We start from the raw sequence: 16,062 nt of genomic DNA, 5'->3' as shown, positions 1-16,062 counted from the left end.
GTCGTTAGAGTCTGAAATCGTCTGCTCGCCGAAGGGGACGCCCATGAGCACTGCCGCAGAACGTGCAGCTCACCTCGATCTCGTCGGACGGCTCAAGTCGGCCTTCCCTGAGATGCCCGATGCGCCGCCCCCTGACCTCCTCGACCACGAGCGCTTCCTGGCGTACATGAAGACCGTCCACGACGTGGGCGGTGAACCGGACGCTCCGATGAAGTACGAGAACAAGGATTACGAGTACTGGGAGCACATGACCTACGTGATCTGCGAGGTGCTCGCGTGGCGTGGGATCTGGCTCTCGGAGGAGCGCCGCCGCATCGGCAACGTCGACGTCGGGCGGGCCATCTACCAGGGCTTCCCCTACTACGGCCGCTGGCTGTGGGCCGTCGCCCGCGTCCTGGTGGAGAAGCACCACATCAGCCTCGGTGAGCTGACCCAGCGGATGGCCGAGGTCAAAGGCCGTTACGAGGGCGGCCTGGCCGGCCGCAAGCTCGAAGCACAACCCAAGTCCGAGGGTGACGGCGCGGACGTGAAACGCAACGAGCACCACATCCGCGCGGTCGGCAAGGGCGATCCGCAGGTGTACGCCGGGCAGGCCGGCGAGCCGAAGTTCCGCGTCGGTGACGCCGTGCTCGTGCGCGAGCTGCCGATCCTGCTCTACACCCGCACGCCCGAGTACGTCCGCGGCGCGCGCGGTGAGATCGCCGAGGTCACCTACGAGAGCCCGGCCGCCGAGGACGAGACCTGGGATCGCACCGACGCGACGCCCGAGTGGTTCTACATCGTCCGGTTCAACCAGTCCGAGCTGTGGCACGGCTACACCGGAACCGCGACCGACACCCTGCAGACCGAGATTCCCGAACGCTGGCTGGAGAAGGCATGAGCGACGATCACGACCACGCGCGCACGGTCAAACCCATGGTCGACGAGATCACCGACTTCGAGGTACTCGAGATCGCGCTGCGCGAGCTGTGTATCGAGAAGGGGATCTTCACCGCCGAGGAGCACCGCCGCTTCACCGAGTTCGCCGAGCAGATCGGGCCGACCCCGGCCGCGCGGTTGGTGGCCCGGGCCTGGCTCGACCCGGAGTTCAAAGAGCTCGCGCTCACCGACGCCCTGGCCGCCAGCAAGGCCGTGGGCGTCGACTGGATGGAGCCGACGGGGTTCGGCACCCCGAGCGATTTCACGGCGTTCAAGATCCTGGAGGACACCCCGACGCTGCACAACGTCATCGTGTGCGCGTTGTGCTCGTGCTACCCGCGGCCGATCCTGGGCAACTCACCCGAGTGGTACCGCACGCCGAACTACCGCAGGCGGCTGGTGCGCTGGCCGCGGCAGGTGCTGGCCGAGTTCGGCCTCTACCTGCCTGACGACGTCGACGTGCGCGTCGAGGACTCCAACCAGAAGCACCGTTTCATGGTGATGCCCATGCGGCCCGAGGGCACCGACGGCTGGACCGAGGACCAGCTCGCCGAGATCATCACGCGCGACTGCCTCATCGGCGTCGCGCTGCCCAAGCCGGGCGTCACCACCAACGTCATCGTCGACACGCGTCCCGCACTCCATCCGGCGGACTGAGCGATGGCAGACGACATCGCGACGCTGAAGTCCATCGTCGAACGCAACCAAGTGTGGCCCCGCATGGCCGCCAAGTACGGCGTCGAGAACCCGGTGCCACCGTGGAAGACCAGCCTCGACGGGCTGTGTGACGCGCTCGACCATTCCGCTTGCGGCGCAGACACTCTCACGTTCAAGCAGCGCCGTGACGAGGAGGACGCGTTGTCCGCGTCGCTGTACGCCGACCTGCCGTACCCGGAAAATCAGCTGATGGCGCTCGCCCACTCGCTGCTGGTGCGCGGCGTTATCGACGAGGCCGAACTGCAACAGCGGCTCGACGCCGTGCGGGCCCGGCTCGAGGCCTGACGGGCCCGCTCACACCCACCCCCGCCAGGCCGCGGGTTTTGGCCACGGCACGACGCGGAGTACAGTTGCGGGCGTGCAGCGGGTGCTCCTTCTCGGACGCCGCGACGGGGTCTGATCCAGACTGGCCTCCCGTCGCGGGTTTTCGCGATGCGCCGGTCTGAATCCACCATCGACCCGGAGCAAATCATCATGACCACCCAAGAGACTTCTGCCGACGCGTTCACGTCCGTCCGCACCATCACCACTCCTGCCGGCGCGCCCAACCCCGGCCAGCCCTCCTGGAACACCCAGCGCGGTTCGTCGATGCCGGTGAGCCGGTACCGCACGTTCGCCGCCGAGGTAGAAGAGGTCACGCTGCCCGACCGCACGTGGCCCGACAAGGTCATCGACACCGCGCCCATGTGGTGTGCGGTCGACCTGCGCGACGGCAACCAGGCCCTGATCGACCCGATGAGCCCGGAACGCAAGCGCCGCATGTTCGACCTGCTGGTCCGCATGGGCTACAAGGAGATCGAGGTCGGCTTCCCGTCGGCGTCACAGACCGACTACGACTTCGTGCGCGAGATCATCGAACAGGGCGCGATCCCCGACGACGTGACCATCCAGGTGCTGACGCAGTGCCGGCCCGAGCTGATCACCAAGACGTTCGAGGCCTGCGCCGGAGCGCCGCGCGTCATCGTGCACTTCTACAACTCGACGTCGATCCTGCAGCGCCGCGTGGTTTTCCGCGCCGACCGGGACGCCGTCAAGAAGATCGCGACCGACGGCGCGGCCCTGTGCATCGAAGAGGCCAAGAAGTACCCGGGCACGCAGTGGCGGTTCCAGTACTCCCCCGAGTCGTACACGGGCACCGAGCTGGAGTACGCCGTCGAGGTGTGCAACGCGGTCGCCGACGTCATCAAGCCCACGCCGGAATGGCCGCTGATCATCAACCTGCCCGCAACGGTCGAGATGGCCACGCCCAACGTGTACGCCGATTCGATCGAGTGGATGCACCGCCACCTGAGCCCGCGCGACTCGATCATCCTGAGCCTGCACCCCCACAACGACCGCGGAACCGCCGTCGCCGCAGCAGAATTGGGCTACCAGGCGGGCGCCGACCGGATCGAGGGCTGCCTTTTCGGCAACGGTGAGCGCACCGGCAACGTATGCCTGGTGACGCTGGGCATGAACATGTTCAGCCGCGGTGTCGACCCGCAGATCGACTTCTCCAACATCGACGAGATCCGTCGCACCGTCGAGTACTGCAACCAGCTGGGCGTCCACGAGCGCCACCCGTACGGCGGCGACCTGGTGTACACCGCGTTCTCGGGCAGCCATCAGGACGCGATCAACAAGGGCCTGGACCAGATGAAGGTCGACGCCGACGAGGCCGATCAGGACGTCGACGACATCCTGTGGCAGGTGCCGTACCTGCCGATCGACCCGCGCGATGTCGGGCGCACCTACGAGGCCGTCATCCGGGTCAACTCGCAGTCCGGCAAGGGCGGCGTCGCCTACATCATGAAGGCCGACCACGGCCTGGTGCTGCCGCGCCGGCTGCAGATCGAGTTCAGCCAGGCGATCCAGAAGATCACCGACGGCGAGGGCGGCGAGGTGTCGCCCAAGGAGATGTGGGACGCGTTCTCCGAGGAGTACCTGGCCCCGATCACGCCGCTCGAGCGGATGCGGCAGAAGGTGGTCGCTGCCGAGATCGACGGCGGCACCGACACCATCACCGCGATCGTCAAGATCAACGGCGAGGAGCGCGAGATCGTGGGTGCGGGCAACGGCCCGCTCGCGGCGTTCGTCGACGCCCTCGGTGCCGTCGGGTATCACGTCAACGTGCTGGACTACTCCGAGCACGCGATGTCGTCGGGTGAAGAAGCCCAGGCCGCGGCCTACGTTGAAGCCTCGATCGACGGCAAGACCGTGTGGGGCGTCGGCATCGCGACGTCGATCACGACGGCCTCGCTGCGAGCCGTGGTGTCGGCGGTGAACCGCGCCGCTCAGTCCGGGTAAACGCTCAGCAACCGGTCCACCACCCCGGCGGGGTCATACCCCGCACCGGGGGCGATGGTGAGATTGCTGAACACCAGCCCGTTGAGCAACCGGCTGAGCTCGTCCATCCGTTCGGGCGGCGGCGTGAACCCGGCCGCTTCGAAGATCAGCGTCGCCGATTTCACCGCGGCCGCCTGGAGCTCGGCCATCAACGGCCGCAGCTCCTCGCGGCGCGTGCTCTCCATGAAGAGTTCGAACCGCGCCAGGGTCCAGCGGCGCAGCTGATCGTCGGGCTCGAGCATCCGAATCATCAAGGCGCGCAGGCTCTCCCGCGAGAGTGGGCCGAGTGCGGCCTGCATCGCCTCGACCCGCTGCCAGTGCAGTTCCACCGTGCGGGCCGCGGTCGCCTCCAGCAGCGCGGTCCTGGTGCGGAAATAGTTGGAGGTGGTTCCGGCCGGCACGGCGGCGCGGGCATCCACCTGCCGGTGCGTCAGGCCCGCGACACCGTCGTCACAGAGGATGTCGATGGCGGCGTCGAGGATCTGCTCACGACGTTGCGGGTTGGCGGGCATCAGTTCCTATAGTGCAGCCGCCAGAACATGGTGAGGAACACCGGGTACACCACGATCAGCAGCAGGTAGCTGAACCACATCGGGAACCACGTGACCAGGGTGGTGTCCACGATGATGTAGCTGCAGTAGACGTGCAGCGGCACGCTGCCCGCGATGTAGACCACCGAGCCCGTGAACAGTGCGCGGTGGCGCCGATTCGCGAAGATCACCCGCCGCCGGGCCAGCAGCGCGATGCCCGTGACGGCCGCATACGTCATGGGGATGAGCAAGATCCGGTCGGTCAACGGCGTGATCGCATACTTCAGCGCCAGCTGGTCACCGAAGATCACGCGGTATATGTGCAGGGCAACGCCCAGGCCGATCGTGAGCATGGCAGCCTCGCGGAAGAAATAGCCGTGTGTGCGGTAGATCGCCCACCACGAGCGGTGTACTACATGTGTAGTGGTTGTCATGATGTGAAGCTATCACTACGACCGTAGTGGCTACAAGGGTCACGACTGCATCACGTCGGGCGGTCAACCGCCTCCGCGCGTGTTTAACTGACGAATGCGTAGATCAACTACGCAACCAACCAAGTCAAGGAGCACCCATGGACTGGGGTTCGACGTGGGATTTTCTCTGGCACTTTCTGATCATCTTCGCCTGGATCGCGTATCTGCTCGTGCTGTTCCAGATCCTCGGCGACCTGTTCTGGCGCGATCACGAGACCTCGGGCTGGATCAAGGCGGTCTGGGTGATCTTCCTGATCGTCTTCCCGTGGCTCACCGCGGTGGTGTATCTCATCGCACGTGGCCAGGGGATGGCCCAGCGCGCGGCGGCGGCGGCCGCAGCCGCCAAACAGGAGACCGACGCCTACATCCGCGAGGCGGCGGGCCGCACCCCGGCGCAGGAGATCGCCGACGCGAAGGCGCTGCTCGATGCCGGCACCATCACCGCCGACGAGTACGAGACGTTGAAGGCCAAGGCGCTCGGCTGAGCCTTCCGGTCGGGGCGATCAGAACAACGTGAACTGGTCGCCGACCGGTGTGGTGTCGGTGAACTCTTCGACCGCAGAACCGCCGATCACGTCGTCCAGCAGCTCCATGAAATCGCTGTCAGTCACCAGAGGAACGCCCAGTTCCTTTGCGTGGTAACCCTTTCCGGACTCCGGCGCGGGCTCGTTGCACAGCACGACGGAGGTCTGCTGGTCGACGGCCTCGGTGTAGGCCAGCCCCGCGTGCAGGATGCGCTCGATCAGTTCCTCGTGCGTGCGGGCCACCTCGGCCGACAGCGCGACCTGCATGCCCTGCACGAGCGGCCGGCCCGGCACGTACGTTCCCGGGTTGAGATAGGGGCACGGCAACCGCGCGGCAAGCACCTTGAGCGGCCGGAATTCCTCGTGGGTGACCTGACCGTTGGGCCAGCGCTTGCGGCTGACCTCGCGCAGCGGCAGCCACACCTTGCGCTCGCGGGCACGCGCGAGCGTGGGTTTGAGGATCTGGGCGAGCACCTGCGCGTCGTCGAGCGCGTCGTGCGGCCGCATCTGGCTGATCCCCCAGTGCGCGGCCAGCGTCTCCAGGCGCAGATTCTCGGTGCCCAAGTCCAGCCGACGAGCCAGCTCGACCGTGCACATGACACTGTCGACCGGCAGCTCTGCACCGACGAGCTCGGCCTCGGCGGCCAGGAACCCGTAGTCGAAGCCCACATTGTGGGCGACCATGGTGCGGCCCCGCAGCACCTCGACCAGTTGACCGACGATGTCACCGAACGTCGGCTGGCCCTCCAACATCTCCGCGGTGAGCCCGTGCACGTGCGTGGGGCCCGGATCAACGCCGGGGTTGAGCAGCGAATAGACGCTGCGCTCGACATTGCCGTCGTCCCCCACCGCCAGGGCTGCGATGCTCACGACGCGGGCCTGCCCCGGCCGGAATCCCGACGTCTCGACGTCGACTACGGCCCATCCGGAGCCCGGCTCGGCCGCCGGCCTGCCCCACAAGGGGGTTGCCGTCACAGCCGTAGCGTCGCTCATATCGTCAGGATGGCACGGTGGTCCGACAAGCCTCGGGCGGCAGGGCAGCGTGTCGTGCACATAAAATCCCGGGAATGCTGACCCTCCGCGGACGTGCCGCACTCGCGGCCGGAGCTTCCGCACGCTGGGCGTCGCGGGTCACCGGCCGTGGCGCGGGCGCCATGATCGGCGGCCTGGTCGCGATGACGCTGGACCGCTCGATCCTGCGTCAATTGGGCCGCGACCGCCGCACCGTCGTCGTGACCGGCACCAACGGCAAGTCCACGACCACGAGGATGACGGCTGCCGCACTGGCCACGCTCGGCCCCGTGGCCAGCAATTCCGAGGGCGCCAACATGGACGCCGGCCTAGTCGCGGCCCTGGCCGCGGCGCGGGACGCCCGGCTCGCCGCCCTCGAGGTCGACGAGATGCATGTGCCGCACGTGTCCGACGCCGTGGATCCCTCGGTCATCGTGCTGCTCAACCTGTCGCGCGATCAGCTGGACCGGGTCGGTGAGATCAACCACATCGAACGCACGCTGCGGGGCGGGCTGGCCCGGCATCCCGGCGCGGTGATCGTGGCCAACTGCGACGACGTGCTGATGACCTCGGCGGCGTACGACAGTCCCAACGTCGTGTGGGTCGCGGCCGGTGGCGGCTGGGCGAACGACTCGGTGAGCTGCCCGCGCAGTGGCGAGATCATCGTGCGTGACGGCGCCGGCTGGTACTCCACCGGAACCGACTTCAAACGCCCCGATCCGCAGTGGTGGTTCGACGAGACCAGCATCTACGGCCCCGACGGTCTGGTCCTGCCCATGACGCTCGCGCTGCCCGGCGCGGTGAACCGCGGCAACGCCACGCAGGCCGTCGCGGCCGCCGTCGCGCTCGGTGCCGACCCGGCCGCCGCGGTCGCTGCCGTATCGCAAGTCGACGAGGTTGCCGGCCGGTATCGCACCGTCCAGATCGGCTCGCACACCGCCCGGATCCTGCTGGCGAAAAACCCGGCCGGCTGGCAGGAAGCCCTGTCGATGGTCGACAAGCACGGCGCGGGCGTCGTGATCTCGGTCAACGGACAGGTGCCCGACGGCGAGGATCTGTCGTGGCTGTGGGATGTTCGCTTCGAGCATTTCGACGACACTGTCGTGGTCGCGGCCGGTGAACGCGGGACGGACCTCGCGGTGCGGCTCGGCTACGCGGGCGTCGAACACAACCTCGTGCACGACACTGTCGCCGCGATCGACTCGTGCCCGCCCGGGCACGTCGAGGTGATCGCCAACTACACCGCGTTCCTGCAACTGAATCGGCGGCTCGCATGATCCGGATAGGGCTGGTGCTGCCCGACGTGATGGGCACCTACGGTGACGGCGGGAACGCCGTGGTACTGCGGCAACGGTTGCGGCTGCGCGGCATCGACGCCGAGATCGTCGAGATCACGCTGGCCGAGCCGGTCCCGGACTCGCTGGACATCTACACCCTCGGCGGCGCCGAGGATTACGCGCAGCGCCTGGCCACCAAGCACCTGATCCGCTACCCGGGCTTGCAGCGGGCCGCCGAGCGCGGCGCGCCCGTACTCGCGATCTGCGCGGCCATCCAGGTGCTCGGGCACTGGTACGAGACATCGGCGGGTGAGCGCGTCGAGGGCGTCGGGATGCTCGACGTCACGACGTCACCGCAGGAGGCCAGGACCATCGGAGAGGTCGCGTCCAAGCCGCTGCTCGATGGGCTGACCCAGCCGCTCACGGGTTTCGAAAACCACCGTGGTGGAACGACTCTCGGCTCTGACGCCCGACCGCTCGCGGCGGTCACCAAGGGTGCGGGCAACCGTTTGGGCGACGGTTACGACGGCGCAGTGCAGGGCAGCGTCGTCGCGACGTATCTGCACGGCCCGTGCCTGGCCCGCAACCCGGAGCTGGCCGATCACCTGTTGTCGCGAGTGGTCGGTGACCTGCCGCCGCTCGAGCTGCCCGAGGTGGAATTGCTGCGCCGCGAACGGTTGGCGGCACCGCGGCGGGTCTGAGCCCGCGTCACTTTCGAGACGTGCTCGGCGCCGCCGCGGTCAGGATCTCTTCGGCCCGTTGGTCGACGTAACGCGTGACCGCGTGCTGTCCGGCGCCGAATATGACCGCAAGCAACAGGATTGCCGACAGCGAGTCGGGCAGTTTCGCCGGAACGAACATGAGTGCGCCCAGACCTGTCACGGCCGCCAACGGCCCGAACGCGATCTTGAGCAGTCCCTGTTGGAGCGGAAGGTTGAACGGCCCGAAGTTCGACGGAATCCGCGAAACCGCCGGAATGGTGGTGAACAGCGACCCCACTGCCCCGAACAGCATCACGATGCCCAGGTAGGACCAGCTCGACTCCTTCCATCCGTTCGCGTGCTCGATGAACTTCACCGATTCCAGCCGAGACTGCATGCACACCATGACAATCGCGAAGAGCACGCAGAATCCCGAGGCGATCAGCAGCCGGTTCCGCAGGTAGCGCGCTTCGCGGTCCACGCAATCGGCAATGTCGTGCGCTGCCCACAGCACTGCGATGATCGAGCGTCGCAACTCATCGGCCTGCGGGGTCGTGTCAGGCTGGGCCGCGTGTCGACGCAGCACACGGAGACGGGTGACTCGCGAGTCGGTTTTGCCGAGATAGGTCTGGCCGAGATGCGCGGCATGCGCGGCGTACACGGGCAGATCCTCGTCGCGTGCCAGTTCGACTATCCGCTCCTCGACTTCACGCAGCCGGGCCCACGCTCGTTCGATCTCGGTGCCCCACCACCATTTCCGCAGGGTGACCTTCGCGAGCGAGGCCCGGTTCGCATCTTCGAGGAGGTCGTCGACCAGATACGAGCACGCCGCGCTGGGCGCCCCGCAGCGCTGCAGCCGCGCCACCTCGTTCATCAGCGTGATACGCCTGCGCTGCACGGTTTGTCGCCACGGCGCCGAATGTGACCACTCGGGCGGCAATCCCGATCTCGGCCCGTGGCGCTCCTCGTCGCTGCGAACCTGTTGCGGCAGTTCAGGTTCCGGTGTCTTACCGTTGCGACGGCTCGAAATGTCCGCAGTTGGGATGGACATGGCCATCTCCTCCATGACTCCGCGGAGCCCGCGCACCGGGCTCACCAGTGAAGTTATGGCGCTCGGACTCGGAGCGAACGCGTAGCGGGCTACCTCATTTCGGCGGCGCGGACCACGCGGATTCCGGACTCCTCGAACGGTGCGACCTGTTCGTCGGTGGCCGCGGTGTCGGTGACGAGGGTGGCCCCGGGCGGGATCGGCGCCCACGCGTGAAACGGGCGCCTGCCGAGCTTCTCGGCGTGCGCCAGCACGTACACCTGGTCGGCCCGTTCGATCATGATCTCCTTGAGCCGCGTCTGCACCAGCTCGGCCTCGCAGATTCCGAGGTCGGCCGTGACGGCGTCGGCGCCGAGGAACGCACGATCGAACGTCAGGCGCTGCAGCGTGGCCTCGGCGAGCGGGCCGATGAAACCCTGGCTGATGTGGCGCATCGTGCCGCCGATGCATTCGACGCGGATATCGTCGGCGTCGGCAAGCACTTCGAGCACCGTCAGGCCCGCCGCCACCACCACGAGGTCGCGTACGTCGGTCAGGAAGTGACCCATCGCGCCCACCGTGGTGCCGGCGTCGAGCAGGATGGTCTCGCCGGGCTGCACCTGGTCGGCGGCCCAGCGGGCGATCGCGCGTTTGGCGTCGAACCCTTCCAATGCCCTTTGCCGTAACGAGGATTCGGGTTGCTGGTCCAGCGGGATCGCACCGCCGTAGGTACGGGCGATCAGGCCTTGCGCGGTGAGCTGGCTGAGGTCGCGCCGGATGGTCGACGCGGTCACCCCGAACTGCGCCGAGAGCTCGTCGACGCTGGCCAACCCGATCGACCTGGCCAGTCGGACGATCTCGGACCGGCGGGCCTGCGACTCACGGATGGCCATACGTCTTCCCGGTTACCTCACAGTCGCTGTGCTGGTTGCCAGCTCCGTCGCCTGACGCAGCGCCTCGATCATACTGCCGTGCTCGGCAATGCCTTTGCCCGCGATGTCGAACGCCGTGCCGTGGTCGACGGAGGTACGGATCACCGGCAGTCCCACCGTGATGTTGACGCCGGCCTCGATGCCGAGCACCTTGACCGGCCCGTGGCCCTGGTCGTGGTACATCGCCACGATCAGGTCGTAGTCGCCGCGGCCCGCCAGGAAGAACGCGGTGTCGGCGGGCAGCGGACCGTGCACGTCGATGCCCTCGGCCTTGAGCTTGTCGACCGCGGGGATGATCTTCTGCTCTTCCTCGCCGTAGCCGAACAAGCCGTTCTCGCCGGCATGCGGGTTGATGCCGCACACGCCGATCTTGGGCTGGGCCAGGCCCGAACGCACGAGGGCGTCATGGCCGCGCCGGATGGTCCGCTCGACCAGACCCGGTTCGATCCGGGCGACCGCGTCGATCAGCCCGATGTGGGTGGTGACGTGGATGACCTTGAGTTTCGGTGTCGACAGCATCATCGACACCTCTTCGGTGCCGGTCAGATGTGCCAGCAGTTCCGTGTGGCCGGGGTAGATGTGTCCCGCGGCGTGCAGGGCTTCCTTGTTGAGCGGGGCCGTGCAGATCGCCTGCACCTCGCCGCGGACCGCGAGTTCGGCTGCGACCCTGATGTATTCGTAGGCGGCGTTGCCCGCTACCGAGGACAGCGCGCCCCACGGCAGGTCTTCGGGCAGCAGGTCGAGGTCGATGACGTTGATCGTCCCCGGCGTCGGCACGGCCTGGCCGGGCGACGCGACGGCGTTGATCTTCGCGTCGATGCCGAGGATGTCGGCGGCCTGACGCAGCCGTTTGGCGTCCCCGATCACCACGGGATTGCACCGGCTCAGCACGCCCTCGTCGAGCAGCGCGGGCACCACCACTTCGGGGCCGACACCGGCGCCGTCGCCCATGGTGACAGCGATGATTGGACTGGTTGTCATGACTGGTCCTTTTGTTGGGTGAGGTAGTGGACTATGGCGGCCAGGCTGTCGGTACCGCCGAAGCTGCCCGGACGCGTCACGACCCGCCTGCCGTCGGAGGCTTCGGAAACCACAGCGCCGTGGTGGATCTGATGTACCGGCCGCAGGGTCGTGATCCCGATCGCGTCGACCACCGCCCTGGCGGTCTCGCCTCCGGTCAGCACGAGATCGGGCTGGATCGGGCGCTGGAGGTCCGCGACGTATGTCGCGAGGGCGCGGGAAACGGCCGACGTCTCAGCGGGTTCCACCACTCCGCCGATCGCGACCACCGCGGTGCCGCGCGACAGCGCCTGCCGCACGGGCTCCGGGTCAGCTTTGTCGCACAGCAGCTCTCGTGCGTCGACGGTCACGGTGGCACGGGCGTCGGGATCCAGCGCCGCGACCTGACCCGGCGCGACCGGGGCCGCGGTGCCGACGACGACGAGCACGGCCCGCGCACCTGGCCGGCTCGCGGGAGCCGGTGCGGCAGGCAGGGTCCGGGCAATCGCGGCCGCGAGCGCCGCGGTCCCGACCAACTGCACGCCCGCGCCCGTGGAGGCGACGATGCGGTCCAGGTCGGCGTCGGTCGCGGCGTCGCAGATCGTGATGTCGCCTGCGCCGAAAAGTTCGGCGACGGTGCGCGGCGGCTGCCCGAGTTCGGCGTGCCAGGAATCGGTTTCGTGCAACGGTGTGCCGTCGACGTGCAGCACGCCGCCTTCGACGTGGCGGCGTAGCGCGGGCAGGGCCGCGGCGACGAGCACCGGTCCCCGCTCGGCGAGCACCGCGACCTCGGCGCCGATGTGTCCGCGCAGTAGTGAGTCGATCTTCTTGACCACACGTGTGCCTGCCGGGACACCGGCGAGTGCCTCGGCCACGATGCGCGCCGCGTCTTCGGCGGGCTTGGTCCTGGTGTCGAGGTCGACGACGGTGACGCCGGACGTCACGGCCGCAGCACCTAGGTGCAGCGTGAGTTCGGTGTCCCTGCCGAGGAATCCGCCGGCCACCTCGGCCGCGCCCGACAGATCGTCGGCCAGCACCAGAATCGGCGTCATGGCAGCGACACCCCCGCGCACTGCACGATGGCCTGTCCCGTGATGCTCGCGCCGTACGGCCCCACGAGGAATCCGATGAGTCCGGCGACTTCCTCGGGCGTGACGAACCGGCCCATCGGAGGCGTCTTGGGCGGCGTGCTGCGGCGGGCCGGCTCGCGCAGCATCGGGGTGTCTGTCGGTCCGGGTGCGACGACGTTGACCGTGACGCCGCGACCCACGAGTTCGGCGGCCCACGACCGCGCCAGGCCTGTGAGCGCGGATTTGGTTGCCGCGTACTGGCTTTTGCCGGCGTTGCCGGTCATGGTGCGGCTACCGACGAGCACGATGCGGCCGCCGTCGCGGATCCGGGAGGCCAGTGCGTCGACGAGGACTTCGGCGGCCGCCACGTGCACGCGCCACATCGCCAGGCCGTGGTCCGGGTCCAACTGCCCCAGCGGAGCACTGTGCTGCAGTCCTGCGGCATGCACGACCGCGTCGACGTCGCCGAACCCGGAGAGGGTTTCGCGTAATCCCACGCAGTCGTCGAGATCGGCGGGATGCCAGTCGAATCGGTCGTGGTCGACGGCCGGCTCGCGGCGACTGAGTCCCGTCACGTGCCAGCCGTCGTCGAGCAGCCGCAGTACGGTGGCTGCGCCGATGCCGGAGCTCGCGCCGGTGACGACGGCCGTGCTCATCCGTTGACCCAGTCGTCGGTCACTTCGACGTACTCGATGGCCTGCCGGAATCGGGTGAACGCGATGTGCAGGCGGTCTCGGGTCGCGGTGATCGTCGGGTAGGAGAACTCGCGGTTGAGCCCGTCACGCGAGTTGTTCGACAGGCAGTAGCCGTCGCCGATCTCGACGTTGCGCCGGGTCGGCCAGGTCAGCCCGGCATCGGCAGAGATCGCCAGTGTCATCGGCGCTCGCGGTGCGCCCCAGAACGCGCGCCCGAGCTGTTCGGCGGGCTTTTCCTGCGTCGCGGCCAGCCCGTCGTCGTCGATCTCGTCGTACAGCGAGGTCCGGCGTTCGGTCGCGTCGGCGGCGCTGGATTCGTTGAACACCAACGCGAGCCGGTCGTCGGGTAGTACCACGAACTGGATCGACGAGTTGTTGTTGGGCAGTTCGGTCGGTTTCGGCGCGGTCCAGGTCTCACCGTCGTCAGTGGAGGTGCTGCGATAGATGGAATCGGCCCACCGGCTGCGGTACAGTGCAACCAAGGTGCCGTCGGAGAGCCTGCCGATGTTCATGTGGACACATCCGGTGCTGTGGGGCACCACGACCTCACGCCAGGTTTCACCAGCGTCGTCGGAGACCATCACCGCGCTGAAATCGTTGTCCCCCACCCATTTGCGGCCGGGCACCTTGACGCAGTGAAAGATCGGCAGGAGCAGGCGCCCGCTCGGCAGCGTCACGATCGGCTGGCGGATGAACACACCGCCCTCGTCGGTCTCCGGCAGCAACGTGTGCACGGGCCCCCAGGTGGCGCCGCGGTCGGTCGAGATACGGCGCAACACCCGCGCGGTGTCCTGGTTGCCCGCGTGTTGTGAGGTCCACATGAGCCACAGTGCACCGGATTCGGCCACGTGCAACACGGGGTTCTGCTCCGAGCGCGTCGGATCGTCGGACAGCTGCACCGGCGCGGACCAGGTGTCGCCGTCGAGGCGCGAGAACCACACACTGATGTCCGGCACGCCTTCCTGGGTTCCGGCGAACCACACGCACGCCAGCGTGCCGTCGGGCAGTACCGTGAGGTTGGCCGCGTGGTTCTGCACCTGGGGTGGCGGCAACAACGCCTGGCGCCGCCCGGGTTCAGCGGTGGCGCGGACGGCGCCGTCGGTGGTGGTCAGTGAGGTGCTCATGAGCGCAGGGACACCGCCGTCAGGTCGTAGGAGTTGGTGGGACGCAGGGTGATTCCTTCGATACGCGTGCGGCGGGCCAGCACGGCCTTGGGGACGAACGACCACAGCATGGGGCAGGTGTCCCAGATCTTTCGTTGCGCGTCGGCCAGCAGCGCGGCGCGACGTTTCGAGTCGGGTTCCTCGGAGGCCTGCGTGATGATCGCGGTGATCTCGGGGAAGACGTAGCCGTGGTAGCTGTCGCGGGTGGCTTCCTTTTCGGGGGTTCCGGCGTACATGCCCTGCATGATGGTCAGCGCAAGCCCCGTCGGGCTCGGGAAGCCGTTTCCGAGCACATCCCAGTCCCCGGTCTTGCCCTGGCGCCACTGCATGATGTCGCCGCCGGGCTCGAACTGTTGCAGCCGGGCGCGTACCCCGACCGCACCGAGCATCTGTACGACCGACTCCATGATGTCGGTGTCGGCCGCGAATTCTCCTGATTCCCAGATGATCTTGAGATCGAGATCACGGAGGCCGAGCGCGTCGAGTTCGGCCTTCGCCCGGCCGGGATCATAACTGTACTCCCCCGTCTCGATGGCCCCGTCCAGGGTCAGCGGGATGACGCCGCGCGACGCCGTTGCCGATCCCTGCATGACCTCGTCGATCAACGCGTTGCCGTCGATCGCGTAGGTGAGCGCACGGCGCACCCGGGCGTCGGCGATCGGATGCCCCTTGGGCTTACGGAAGTTGAAGAACAGCTGGTTGAGTCGCACGCCGTCGACCCGGTCGATGGCCACGCCCGACAGACCGTCGAGCTGGTCGGCCGAATCAGGCGTGATGGAGTCGATCACGTCGATGTCACCGCTGCGCAACGCGACCACCCGGCTGGTCTCGTCGGGAATGAAGCGCACCCGCACCGATTCGACGTGCGCCGGTGCGCCCCAGTACTTGTCGTTGCGCACCAGCGTGTAGGTGCCAGCGCCGCGGTTGCTTTCCGTGACGACGTACGGGCCCGTGCCGACGCCGCTCTGCAACTCCTCGGGTTTGTTGGCGGCCGCAGGCGTGATGAGGATGTTGGACATCAGGTAGTCCAGCACCGGCACCGGGCGCACGGTGTTGAGCGTGAAGCTCGTATCGTCGATCGCCTCGACCGTCGGGAACTCGGGGAAGAACCCGGCCACGAAGGAGCCGTCGACCTCGCTGTACATCTTGAGCGCCGTCGCGACGTCCTCGGCGCGCACCGGCGATCCGTCCGAGTACCGCACGCCGGGCCGCAGGTGCACGTACCACTGCGTCGGCGAGGTGAGTTTGAACTGGTCGGCCAGCACGAGCTGCGGGCGCAGGTCGTGATTGATCTCGGTCAGCGCCTGCCGCACTCCGCGCTGGACGGTCAGCGCCGCGTCGAACTGGTTGAGCTTGTTGTCCAGGCTCACGAGCGAGCGGTTGAGACCGAGGCTCATGGTGGTCGGCCCGGGCGTGCCGGTCGGCGTTGCGCAGCCGGCCAACGAGCCTGCCGCCGCGCCGAACGCCAGCCCCGCGCCCGCGAACAGGCTCGACCGCAGCAGCGTTCGGCGGGAAAACTGCTGATCCAGAATCGATTTGGTCACGCTCGACCTCCAGGCGGCATACGGATCAGTGTGATGGCGGACACAGCGAACTGTAATCGCATTGCGCATAACGCGCAAGTCGGGATTCACACTTGCGCACAACACGCAATCGTGACATTGTGAGCTGTGTAACAGAAAGGTCGACGATGAACTTTC

17 protein-coding genes are annotated in these 16,062 nt (G+C 67.8%); 7 read left to right on the top strand and 10 right to left on the bottom strand.

From position 1 onward, the window contains the following. Positions 1-43 precede the first annotated feature (43 nt). The 4 genes from G6N67_RS15310 (at position 44) to leuA (ending at position 3,921) form a co-directional block, all read left to right on the top strand. Positions 44-880 (top strand): nitrile hydratase subunit beta, encoded by an 837-nt coding sequence (locus G6N67_RS15310; protein WP_036431655.1) that lies wholly within the window; start codon positions 44-46, stop codon positions 878-880. After that, positions 877-1,575, top strand: a complete 699-nt coding sequence (scnC, locus tag G6N67_RS15305) for a thiocyanate hydrolase subunit gamma (protein WP_036431653.1) — start codon at positions 877-879, stop codon at positions 1,573-1,575. The genes G6N67_RS15310 and scnC overlap by 4 nt, the downstream gene beginning before the upstream one ends. A 3-nt stretch (positions 1,576-1,578) precedes the next feature. Further along, positions 1,579-1,920: a hypothetical protein gene (locus G6N67_RS15300; RefSeq protein WP_036431650.1), complete on the top strand. Its 342-nt coding sequence runs from the start codon at positions 1,579-1,581 to the stop codon at positions 1,918-1,920. Between the two features lie 189 nt (positions 1,921-2,109). Further along, positions 2,110-3,921, top strand: a complete 1,812-nt coding sequence (gene leuA, locus G6N67_RS15295) for a 2-isopropylmalate synthase (protein WP_036435273.1) — start codon at positions 2,110-2,112, stop codon at positions 3,919-3,921. Here the strand turns inward: leuA and G6N67_RS15290 are convergent. Continuing rightward, positions 3,909-4,472 carry a TetR/AcrR family transcriptional regulator gene (locus G6N67_RS15290; RefSeq protein ID WP_036431648.1) on the bottom strand — a complete coding sequence of 188 codons (564 nt, stop codon included), beginning with the start codon at positions 4,470-4,472 and terminating at the stop codon, positions 3,909-3,911. The two genes, leuA and G6N67_RS15290, sit on opposite strands and share 13 nt — an antisense overlap. After that, on the bottom strand, positions 4,472-4,924 hold the full coding sequence (locus G6N67_RS15285) for a hypothetical protein (RefSeq protein WP_036431646.1): 453 nt from the start codon (positions 4,922-4,924) through the stop codon (positions 4,472-4,474). The genes G6N67_RS15290 and G6N67_RS15285 overlap by 1 nt, the downstream gene beginning before the upstream one ends. Before the next feature lie 137 nt (positions 4,925-5,061). On the opposite strand from G6N67_RS15285, the gene G6N67_RS15280 reads away from it, so the two are divergent. Further along, positions 5,062-5,448, top strand: a complete 387-nt coding sequence (locus tag G6N67_RS15280; protein ID WP_036431643.1) for an SHOCT domain-containing protein — start codon at positions 5,062-5,064, stop codon at positions 5,446-5,448. Positions 5,449-5,466: 18 nt separating this feature from the next. Here the strand turns inward: G6N67_RS15280 and G6N67_RS15275 are convergent, their stop codons facing one another. Next, on the bottom strand, positions 5,467-6,480 hold the full coding sequence (locus G6N67_RS15275) for a DEDDh family exonuclease (RefSeq protein WP_036431641.1): 1,014 nt from the start codon (positions 6,478-6,480) through the stop codon (positions 5,467-5,469). A 74-nt stretch (positions 6,481-6,554) separates the two neighbouring features. Between G6N67_RS15275 and G6N67_RS15270 the strand changes: the two genes are divergently transcribed. Together G6N67_RS15270 and G6N67_RS15265 are read left to right on the top strand one after the other, a co-directional pair. Next, on the top strand, positions 6,555-7,775 hold the full coding sequence (locus G6N67_RS15270; protein ID WP_036431640.1) for a Mur ligase family protein: 1,221 nt from the start codon (positions 6,555-6,557) through the stop codon (positions 7,773-7,775). After that, a complete protein-coding gene (locus G6N67_RS15265; protein ID WP_036431638.1) occupies positions 7,772-8,476 on the top strand; it encodes a type 1 glutamine amidotransferase in 705 nt (234 codons plus the stop codon). The genes G6N67_RS15270 and G6N67_RS15265 overlap by 4 nt, the downstream gene beginning before the upstream one ends. Positions 8,477-8,483: 7 nt before the next feature. Here G6N67_RS15265 and G6N67_RS15260 read toward each other — a convergent pair whose 3' ends face one another. From G6N67_RS15260 to G6N67_RS15230, 7 genes are all read right to left on the bottom strand, one after another. Next, a complete protein-coding gene (locus G6N67_RS15260; protein ID WP_131524659.1) occupies positions 8,484-9,527 on the bottom strand; it encodes a hypothetical protein in 1,044 nt (347 codons plus the stop codon). 89 nt (positions 9,528-9,616) lie between these two features. After that, positions 9,617-10,396, bottom strand: a complete 780-nt coding sequence (locus G6N67_RS15255) for a DeoR/GlpR family DNA-binding transcription regulator (protein WP_036431633.1) — start codon at positions 10,394-10,396, stop codon at positions 9,617-9,619. Positions 10,397-10,408: 12 nt separating this feature from the next. Further along, positions 10,409-11,416 (bottom strand): 4-hydroxythreonine-4-phosphate dehydrogenase PdxA, encoded by a 1,008-nt coding sequence (pdxA, locus tag G6N67_RS39255; RefSeq protein ID WP_036431631.1) that lies wholly within the window; start codon positions 11,414-11,416, stop codon positions 10,409-10,411. Further along, positions 11,413-12,486 (bottom strand): four-carbon acid sugar kinase family protein, encoded by a 1,074-nt coding sequence (locus G6N67_RS39250; protein ID WP_051578650.1) that lies wholly within the window; start codon positions 12,484-12,486, stop codon positions 11,413-11,415. Before G6N67_RS39250 ends, pdxA begins: the two co-directional genes overlap by 4 nt. Continuing rightward, a complete protein-coding gene (locus G6N67_RS15240) occupies positions 12,483-13,160 on the bottom strand; it encodes an SDR family NAD(P)-dependent oxidoreductase (protein ID WP_036431628.1) in 678 nt (225 codons plus the stop codon). The genes G6N67_RS39250 and G6N67_RS15240 overlap by 4 nt, the downstream gene beginning before the upstream one ends. Continuing rightward, the gene (locus G6N67_RS15235; protein WP_036431623.1) at positions 13,157-14,323 is read right to left on the bottom strand and encodes a sialidase family protein; all 1,167 of its coding nucleotides are present in this window, start codon (positions 14,321-14,323) and stop codon (positions 13,157-13,159) included. Before G6N67_RS15235 ends, G6N67_RS15240 begins: the two co-directional genes overlap by 4 nt. After that, the gene (locus G6N67_RS15230) at positions 14,320-15,975 is read right to left on the bottom strand and encodes an ABC transporter substrate-binding protein (RefSeq protein WP_081812499.1); all 1,656 of its coding nucleotides are present in this window, start codon (positions 15,973-15,975) and stop codon (positions 14,320-14,322) included. Before G6N67_RS15230 ends, G6N67_RS15235 begins: the two co-directional genes overlap by 4 nt. Positions 15,976-16,062 lie beyond the last annotated feature (87 nt).

Source organism: Mycolicibacterium mageritense, assembly GCF_010727475.1.
GTDB lineage: Bacteria > Actinomycetota > Actinomycetes > Mycobacteriales > Mycobacteriaceae > Mycobacterium > Mycobacterium mageritense.
This window is presented reverse-complemented; position numbering and strand designations above follow the sequence as displayed.

Excerpts from the sequence above, each read along its gene's own strand:
- G6N67_RS15235 (WP_036431623.1), bottom strand. The coding sequence starts at position 14,323 with ATGAGCACCTCACTGACCACCACCGACGGCGCCGTCCGCGCCACCGCT.
- leuA (WP_036435273.1), top strand. The coding sequence starts at position 2,110 with ATGACCACCCAAGAGACTTCTGCCGACGCGTTCACGTCCGTCCGCACC.
- G6N67_RS15240 (WP_036431628.1), bottom strand. The coding sequence starts at position 13,160 with ATGAGCACGGCCGTCGTCACCGGCGCGAGCTCCGGCATCGGCGCAGCC.
- G6N67_RS15270 (WP_036431640.1), top strand. The coding sequence starts at position 6,555 with ATGCTGACCCTCCGCGGACGTGCCGCACTCGCGGCCGGAGCTTCCGCA.
- G6N67_RS15290 (WP_036431648.1), bottom strand. The coding sequence starts at position 4,472 with ATGCCCGCCAACCCGCAACGTCGTGAGCAGATCCTCGACGCCGCCATC.
- G6N67_RS39250 (WP_051578650.1), bottom strand. The coding sequence starts at position 12,486 with ATGACGCCGATTCTGGTGCTGGCCGACGATCTGTCGGGCGCGGCCGAG.
- G6N67_RS15230 (WP_081812499.1), bottom strand. The coding sequence starts at position 15,975 with ATGCGCAATGCGATTACAGTTCGCTGTGTCCGCCATCACACTGATCCG.
- G6N67_RS15265 (WP_036431638.1), top strand. The coding sequence starts at position 7,772 with ATGATCCGGATAGGGCTGGTGCTGCCCGACGTGATGGGCACCTACGGT.
- G6N67_RS15255 (WP_036431633.1), bottom strand. The coding sequence starts at position 10,396 with ATGGCCATCCGTGAGTCGCAGGCCCGCCGGTCCGAGATCGTCCGACTG.
- scnC (WP_036431653.1), top strand. The coding sequence starts at position 877 with ATGAGCGACGATCACGACCACGCGCGCACGGTCAAACCCATGGTCGAC.
- G6N67_RS15280 (WP_036431643.1), top strand. The coding sequence starts at position 5,062 with ATGGACTGGGGTTCGACGTGGGATTTTCTCTGGCACTTTCTGATCATC.
- G6N67_RS15310 (WP_036431655.1), top strand. The coding sequence starts at position 44 with ATGAGCACTGCCGCAGAACGTGCAGCTCACCTCGATCTCGTCGGACGG.
- G6N67_RS15260 (WP_131524659.1), bottom strand. The coding sequence starts at position 9,527 with ATGTCCATCCCAACTGCGGACATTTCGAGCCGTCGCAACGGTAAGACA.
- G6N67_RS15285 (WP_036431646.1), bottom strand. The coding sequence starts at position 4,924 with ATGACAACCACTACACATGTAGTACACCGCTCGTGGTGGGCGATCTAC.
- pdxA (WP_036431631.1), bottom strand. The coding sequence starts at position 11,416 with ATGACAACCAGTCCAATCATCGCTGTCACCATGGGCGACGGCGCCGGT.
- G6N67_RS15275 (WP_036431641.1), bottom strand. The coding sequence starts at position 6,480 with ATGAGCGACGCTACGGCTGTGACGGCAACCCCCTTGTGGGGCAGGCCG.
- G6N67_RS15300 (WP_036431650.1), top strand. The coding sequence starts at position 1,579 with ATGGCAGACGACATCGCGACGCTGAAGTCCATCGTCGAACGCAACCAA.